This window comes from Pseudochrobactrum sp. AO18b (assembly GCF_000409565.1).
In the GTDB taxonomy this organism is placed as follows: Bacteria; Pseudomonadota; Alphaproteobacteria; order Rhizobiales; family Rhizobiaceae; genus Pseudochrobactrum; species Pseudochrobactrum saccharolyticum.
The window spans coordinates 1-8,298 of the sequence record NZ_ANNO01000058.1 but is presented as its reverse complement, the minus strand read 5'-3'; the positions used below and the strand labels follow the sequence as shown (position 1 = coordinate 8,298).

The window sequence follows — 8,298 nt, the reverse complement described above, 5'->3', positions numbered from 1 at the left end:
GGGCTTTCGCCCGCCGTCTGCCTTGAAATGACTGGAAGTCAGAGTGTCATTGTAATAACGCAGTCCTTCTACGTTATAAAAGGCAGTTCATCTAAGCACTCTTATGAATACCCTGCAATATGCTGAAATATACCGGCAATATATTGCAGGGCTTGTAAGATTTATCAGAAACTGCGCTGGAAACGGATCATACCCTGAACTGCATCTTTGCCGTTCTGGATGGATTTTTCATCCTTCCATTTGGTGTAAGAGAGCTCCGGTGTGACCGCAAAGCCCGGCACCAGTTCGTAAGACACGTTTGCTGTTGCGGCAAAGGTCTTGGATGCATCATAGGCAAGCTGGGCATTCAAAACGGCCTGTGGTGTCAGCTTATAGGCTGCACCACCCCATACAGCCCAATCACCGCCCCATGTGCCGTAGAAGCTGCTGACAGCGCGAATCTGGCCGATGACCTGATTATTATCATTCAGGACATTGATATAATTATCCTTGTTGGATTTATAGCCACCCATCGCCCATACGGAGAACTGGTCGGTAAAATTGAGATCGCCACGGACTTTCCCTGCCCATTCTTTATTGCGGGCATCATAGGCGGCAACTGCGGTGAGCGAACCCCAGCCTTGTGCGTAGCGCAGGCCACCAACGACATGCGGCGTGTAGTTTTGGATCGTGGCACCCCATTTTTTACCGGTCCAGTCAGATGGCACGTCATCAATGTCACCGTTACCGCCCTGCTCCACAGACAGGATGGCTGACAGGCCGTTGTCACCCGCATAAGTGTAGCTGATCAGGCCGGTACGATAACCACCGGCAAGGATTACATCATCATTTATGACATTGCCGAGATAGCCGGGGAAGGTGACAAATGCGGATTCATCAAGACCGACTCGCAAACCGCCAAGCTCCATATAACCAAAGCGCAATGTACCGGAGGACTTGTCGTCTTTGCCGTCTTTCCACTGAAAGCGCAGATCTGCATAGGTTTTCAATGTGCCCAGCTCGGTTTCAGATGCGGTGCTGAATTTCAGGCTGAAGCGTGCCAGTCCTTCATAGGTGTCACGTTTGTTGCTTTTGGCAAAGAGTTTGCTGTCACGGGCGTCAAAACCGCGACCATAAACATCATCGCCACCGGTGATGTCATAGCGGACATAACCGTGAATACGCAGGCAGGTTTCAGTGCCAGGAATGTAGAAATAGCCTGCGCCATAGGCATCGCAGACGCGGACATATTCAACGGCTTCAGGTTCCGGTGCAATAATCGGATCAGCAGCAAATGCTGCTGCGCTTGTGAAGAGAGTTGCAGCGGAACTGAGTAAAATTAATTTTGTTTTCATTTTTATCTCCAGAATTAGACCTGAAGATATTCATCGAAACCGCCCCTGTTCCCAACGCAAAAATAGGGAGATTAGTTTATAAAAATCAATATGTTGTATAATTGTATCAAGGCAATTTATTGCCGGATATTTCGGGTTCAAAACTTTGTAAAGGAGCAGAAAGTCAACGCTATCAATCTATGCCCGTATACAGGAATAAAAAGAGCCTGATACAGATTTCACTATATCAGGTTCTTTTGAGTGAGCTTCAGTTAAGCGTGCTTATTACAATTACCACTTCATCTTAAAGCCGACAGTGCCTTTGACAATATAGCTGTCTGCAAAGTGGTTGAAGGAGGTATTGACCGAGCCTTCACCATAGACCGCATAGGCATTATCGCCCCAGGCATAGGTACCGCCGGCACCAAGGCCTGCCCATGTTCTGTCTTCATCATTGGCAAGCTTCACATCCGCAACATTGATTTTGCTGCTGCCGGAGAGTTCCTGATAGAGATTGGCAATGCCATAGAACTGCGTGTTGACAGTGCGTCCGTCATTGCCTTTCCAGTCATTGCGGTAGTTCGCAGCAAGACCGAGGCGTGCAGTCAGATTGTCGCCATCGTTTTTGTCGACCTGTGTGCCATAGCTGTCGCTGAAGCTGTTAAAGTCGAGCGAAGACCACATCAGCTGTGCCTGCGGTGTCAGCGACCAGTTGTTATTCACGGCATAGTTCTGGCCGGCTTCAACACTCAGTGCATAACCGCAAGCATTATGACCGTTGGTAAGACTGTTGGCATTGTCAATTTTCAGGTCACTGTCATACCAGTTAGCCTGTGTCTGTCCGTCAACATAGAAACCGCTATTGTCATACCATGTGAGCGTGCCGCCCAGACCCCAGCTCTGTGTTTTGATCGTACCGTCACCGGCAAAAGCTGTGACATTGTTCTGTGCATTGCCATATTGACCGGTGATGTCGCCGATCAGCTTGCCATTGTCACTTTCATAGAACTGACCATCAACGCCGCTTTGCATGACATATGTATTGATATCCTGCTGCAGGCGACCTGATGAGCTGTTGTTTTTGAGATGGCTGTGCGCGCCTTCAATACGACCCCAGATAGCACGGTTTTCGCCACTGTTTTGGCCTTGGGCTGCATTTGATGAACCATCCTGATAACGCTCGCCGACACGCTGCTGCAAAGTCGGCAGTTTATTCAGCGATTGCAGGGTGCTCATATAGCCCTGATAGACGGGAACGGCGGCGCTGTAACGCGGTGTGGTTTCGTTGCCACCAGTATTATTGCCGTTGCCGCTGTCGACAGGGTCGGTCTTGTAAATCTCGCTGACCAGATACCAATCGCCATCAGCGGGATCTGATTTAGCGTTTTTGAGCAGTTCATAGGCATAGGCACCGCCGATAACGACTTTCTTGCCGTCTTTCGACGTATAATCGCTGACGAGCGAGAAAGTACCGTCGGACTGACGGACGATCTCAATGATTTTGATGCCTTTGTCTGTCTGTGCACCAAGACCGTTGCGGTTGATAACTTTTACATCAGTGTCACCGGAACTGTTGCCGGTAATAACAAGCTTGTCGGTTGCAGATGTATCGTCGCCAAGTACCGTTTCAATTTCAAGCAAGCCGCCTTGACCAGTGTAATCGCCGTCAATTGTCAGCGTTCCGAGAGATGCATTACCCGCTGCAATCACGCCACCTTTGGACAGAACAGTATCACCGATTGTGCCGATACCCTGCAAACGCCCGCCGGAAACATCCATCGTGCCACCGAGGGTGTGATCCACAGCAAGAATACCCGATTTTACAAGAGTTTTACCGGTGAACGCTGTCTGATCTGTTGTCAGTGTGGTTTTACCGGAGCCGATCTGGCTGATGGTGCCATTGCCTTCCAGCGCTGTACTGAAGTCATAGCTGCTGTCTGTAAGATTGAAGTTGAGTGCACCATTGCCTGCACCGAATTTGATGGTGCCAGCTTCAATCGTGCCTGCTTGCGTTGCTGCCTGACCGGTTTCGCCGCCAATATTGATTGTGCCGGTATTGCCTGCAGTAGTTGCGACATTGATTATGCCTGCGCCGGATGCAGCACTCACTTTACCTTGGTTAGCAACTGTGAGTGTTCCGTTTTTTACACCACTCCCGTTGCCGCCACCGACAATAAACGAATTAGCTGTGGTTTGTGTTGTATTGAGTGCCGAGCCCGCGCCAGAAACCAGAATAGTGCCGATAGCATCATTGGTGACAGCGCGATCATATGATCCGACACGCATCCCGCCTGCTGTCACCACGCCACCGTTCAGAATGCTCAGCGAGCCGCGCGTCAGCAGAAACGGATTGGTAACGGTCATGACCGATCCCACATCTGAAACCAGAATGTCGGCCGATCCACCTAACTCTTGTAAGCCATTGGCTGCAGCATTTGTGGATGCATATACACCAACCTGCATGACACCCGCAGATAACGAGCCGCCATCTGTCACATTAATCGTAGCGTGACCACGCCCTATCCGAAAAGTGTTGGTTTCATATGCGGAATTTGCACCTGTAACATTGATCGTGCCCTTGGTTCCGGCAGTAAAAACCATAGTAGTGCCGGTGGTAGAAACAAACTTTCCACCATTCTCGACATTCAAGGTTACGCCGTCGGCACCTTCAATGAAGACGCCGCTTTTTTCTGTGACGACGGTTCCGGTTCCGGTAACTGTGACGGTTCGACCACCATCAAACAATAAGGTGTTCAGTGCGCCCACACCAGAGCCCTTTGATGTATCATAGGTGAATTGCGCACCATCCTTGAAAATCAGATCACCATCGGTTGTTTTCAACGACCAGAAAATGTTGCTGGGGCCACCTGTTATGCTGAGTGTCCCACCGCCATTTTTGATAATAGCACCACTAAAGCCATTCACACCGTTGGTGGTTATAGATCCATTAATCGTGAGTGCTGAGCCGGTTGCGACATTGAGTGCCAGATTGCCGGTCGAAGAGGTAAGCGTATTGCCTGCGGTATCAATACGCAGATTTGTAGTCACTTGTGGCAAAGAAGTTGGGGCAATTGTGAAGCTGCCGACCATAGTGATGGTTGAACTCGCATCCCCGCTGGCATTGGCCTGATTGATCGCCGCCACCAGCTCAGCCTCGTTCGATGCAGTGAAATTAGCTGCATTCGCGGTGCCGGTCAGGCCGAGAGCAAGAGCCGCGCCTGCCAAAGCCAGAGTGCGGTAAGAGACACTGGATCGGAATGACCCGACCATGTGCAAAGCGATGCGCGAGACAGATTTGAGAACACAGAACCTCCTTCCGGCGCTTCATAAAAACGCCGGTTCCTGACCATTAAGAATGAGCTTCGCAATTGAGATGAATGGCAGCGTGACGCTGCTGATTTCCCCGTTTTTGAATTGTCTAAATTTATAATATTATGAGATTAAAAATATCAACTTAAATTATTGATTTAACGGCATGTTTCAAAAAAATTTCATGTCATTATTACGAATATCATTAATATAAATGTACGAATTACATTTGCTTTTAGATCAAAGGGATTTTTGTGCTTGATGAGCCGATTGAAAGCTCCAAAAAACAAACAGCAATGAATGCCGCCGTCGGAGCTTATGCCAGCCGGTTTGGATAAATAAATTGAGGGTGGCTCAACGCGCAGAAGCGGAGAAAATGGTCATCAGCTTGTATGACGGAGCCAGCAAAAAAATCGTTTTTGAAATATTCCGGAGAAGCAAAATGAGTTTGGCTTCTCCGGATAAGAGTTTTTTAAAACGCTTCTTTCGACAGGGTCACTGTTTCAAGGAAATCATAGTCCAGAGTAACGCCGATACCCGCACCGTTTGACGGAACCGGCATAATGCCGTTTTCAGTTTCCAGCTTCTCACAGACAATATCCCGTTCGAAATAACGCGAAGAAGAGGATGTATCTCCCGGGCGTTTGAACTGTTCCAGTGTCGAAAGGTGAATATTATGGGCACGCCCGATGCCGGATTCCAGCATGCCGCCGCACCAGACCGGAACATCGTGCGCCTGACAAATATCATGGATCTGGCGCGCATAGGCATGACCGCCGACACGACCGACCTTGATATTGATCACGCGGCCTGCATCAATCGCCAGTGCTTTGCGGCAAAGCTCCGGTGTGCGGATACATTCGTCCAGACAAATGGCTGTACGCATCATGGATTGCAGTTTTGCGTGATCCTGCAGATCATCCCATGCCAATGGCTGTTCGATATAATCCAGACCGAAATCATCGAACTGACGCAGCAGAGCGAGATCGGCCAGCGTATAAGCGCAGTTGGCATCAACGGTCAGGTGAATATCAGGGAAACGATTGCGTACTTTTTCCAGCAGTTTCAGATCATGACCAGGCATGACTTTCAGCTTAATGCGGCGATAGCCCTGCTGTACATGACGTTCAACATCCATCAAGGATTCCGGAATTTCCTTGATGCCGAGAGAGACACCGACTTCAACCTCTTTGCGGGTACCGCCAAGCGCATGGGACAGGGACAGGCCGAGCGATTTCGACCACAAATCCCAATAGGCCATTTCCACGCAGGCTTTTGCCATCTGGTGATCGCGCCAATGGCGCATCATCTGGCTCAGTTCATAAGGCGTTGAGAATTCCTTGCCGATAATCTGCGGCAGGAAAACGTCCCGCATCATCATCATGGATGAAACTGTGGTTTCCGGCAGATAATCGGGCAGGGTGTCGCATACACCTTCCGCATAACCTTCAATATTGCCGCTGCGCAGGATGAGCAGCGGGAAAGTCTTTTTCGTAGCCACGCCAGTAGAAATGCGAAACGGGTTGAGGAGTTTCAGCTCTACAAGACGTAATTCTGCGCTATCAATCCGGAGTTTCGGACGGAGTTGCGACGGGGCTTGGAACAACATGATTGATCTCTGTAATTTCTGTATGCGGGAAAACGGAAAGTGCCGGTGAGGCCGCAGCACAGGCTGCGACCTCATAAGGCTTAGTTCCAGCTCATGTCATAGAAGCGCACGAACTCATCCGGTGTCGGAGTGAAGTTCAGGTCTTTTGCCATCACATAATTGGTTGTGTAGGTCCAGAGCGGCACCCAATAGGCCTGATCAGCGATCTGGCGCAGAGCTTTGCTGTAAAATTCTTTGCGCTTTTCCGGATCGGTGGTGGTGTCAGCCTGTTTGAGGGTTGCTGTCAGGTCGGCATTTTTGACATCATCAATATCGGAGCCGTCAAAGAATTTGGATGTCGAGGCAGAGGCATCAGCCACCGAGCCGGAGCCCCATGTGACAAAGCCCATCGGGATCTCGCCTTTGAGCTGTTTATCTGCGAGTGCTGCATATTTCAGCATCTGCAGATCAACCTTTACGCCGACATTGCCCAGCATTTGCGCCATGGCTTCGGTGGCTGCTTTATCACGATAGAAATACATCGTGGTGGTAAAGCCGTTTTCATAGCCTGCTTCTTTCAGCAGTTCTTTGGCCTTGGCCGGGTCAAAGTTGTAGGACGTCACATCCTGCTCACAACCAAATTGCAGCGGGCTGCAGATGGAATTGATGATTTGCGAGGAAGGCGCGAAGAAAGCATCACGCACGGCTTTACGGTCAATCGCGTGATTGATTGCCTGACGCACGCGCACATCTTTCAGCGGAGTGTCGGCACTGGAACGGCCGGACACATCCATAGAGATGTAGCCGAAGCGTAGCGTTTCACCCTGAACAACGTTGAAACTGTCACGTGTTTTGAGTTTCTGGGTCAGATCTTCTGGCACCTGCCAGATAAAGTCCACGGAACCAGACATCATTTCCGCGATCTGCGTATTGGTATCCGGAATGCTGCGGACTTCCACATTTTTGATCTGTGGTTTCTGACGCGGGCCGCCGTCATGATAGTCAGGGAAAGCCTTCAGCGTATAGCCGCTGCCCGGTTCGATCTTATCCACCATATAAGGGCCGGTGCCGACCGGATTTTTGGAGAAGCCTGCATCGCCGACTTCCTGATAATATTTTGCCGGATAAATCTGAATGGCGCTTTCAAGGAAATCGAGCGCGGCAGGGAATGGTGCTTTCAGGTGCACGAGAACGGTCTGGTCATCAACCTTCTCGGCATTTTTGATCCATGCCACTGTATTCGGCATGGCAACCGGAGTCTTCGGATCGGAGAAATGATTGAGTGTGAACACAACATCATCCGCGCCGAAAGCATCGCCGTTATGGAATTTCACGCCCTGACGCAGTTTGAATTCAAGGGTCAGATCATCAACCCATTTGAAGCTCTCAGCCAGATTGCCGACCCATTCGCGGGTTTTCGGGTCGCGCTCAACCAGTGTGTCCCACACGGCATAACCGAAAATGGTGCTTTCGCGGGCTGAACTGAAATAGGTGTTCGGGTTGTCCAGCTCTTTGGCAAAGGCGATATTGACGGTGTCATCTGACTTATCGGCCAATGCCGCACCGGATACGCCCAGATACAGGCTGGCGGTAAGGGTAGCCAGAATTGCAAAATTCTTACGAAAGCTCATGTGTCGCTCCACTTCGACGCAAGGTTAAAAAGGGTCAGGCAGTTTTTTGTTGTTATCGGGTTGAAGGCTGCGGGCTTTTGCCCTCAGCAATATCGGCAAATATCCCTGCCATGCAGCGCAAGGCATCACGGCAAGTGCTTTTCAGCACATGTTCATCTGGTGCATGTTGCGAACAGGCGCGGTAGGAATGTGGTACCCAGACGGTCGGCAGGCCCAGTGTCTCCGAGAAACACTCATTAGGCAGCGAGCCGCCGAGATTAGGCAGAATATGCGGCGGATTGCCGGAGGTATCTGTCAGTGATTGCGCGACAAAGCGTGCCCACGGATGGTCAGGATCAAGGCGTGTTGCGGTAAAATCATCATCCTCGCGGCGGGTGATTTTAACATCCGCATAACCGTGCTGATCGAGATGACGGCGCAGTGCCGGTATAATGTCGTGCGCATCAGTGCCGACAAC

At 50.3% G+C, this 8,298-nt stretch carries 4 protein-coding genes and 1 pseudogene; all 5 read right to left on the bottom strand.

All coding sequences use genetic code 11. From position 1 onward, the window contains the following. Positions 1–164: 164 nt before the first annotated feature. Entirely contained in the window at positions 165–1,334 is a 1,170-nt protein-coding gene (locus tag A918_RS0102795; RefSeq protein WP_022709584.1) for a porin, read from the bottom strand. Between the two features lie 270 nt (positions 1,335–1,604). Then, positions 1,605–4,583 (bottom strand): autotransporter outer membrane beta-barrel domain-containing protein, encoded by a 2,979-nt coding sequence (locus A918_RS0102790; protein WP_084664601.1) that lies wholly within the window; start codon positions 4,581–4,583, stop codon positions 1,605–1,607. Positions 4,584–5,094: 511 nt separating this feature from the next. Beyond that, a complete protein-coding gene (gene menC, locus A918_RS0102780) occupies positions 5,095–6,231 on the bottom strand; it encodes an o-succinylbenzoate synthase (protein ID WP_022709582.1) in 1,137 nt (378 codons plus the stop codon). Positions 6,232–6,311: 80 nt separating this feature from the next. Further along, positions 6,312–7,841, bottom strand: a complete 1,530-nt coding sequence (locus A918_RS0102775; protein ID WP_022709581.1) for an ABC transporter substrate-binding protein — start codon at positions 7,839–7,841, stop codon at positions 6,312–6,314. A 52-nt stretch (positions 7,842–7,893) separates the two neighbouring features. After that, positions 7,894–8,298 (bottom strand): annotated as a pseudogene (locus A918_RS21960) (M20 peptidase family dipeptidase); the annotation flags it as partial.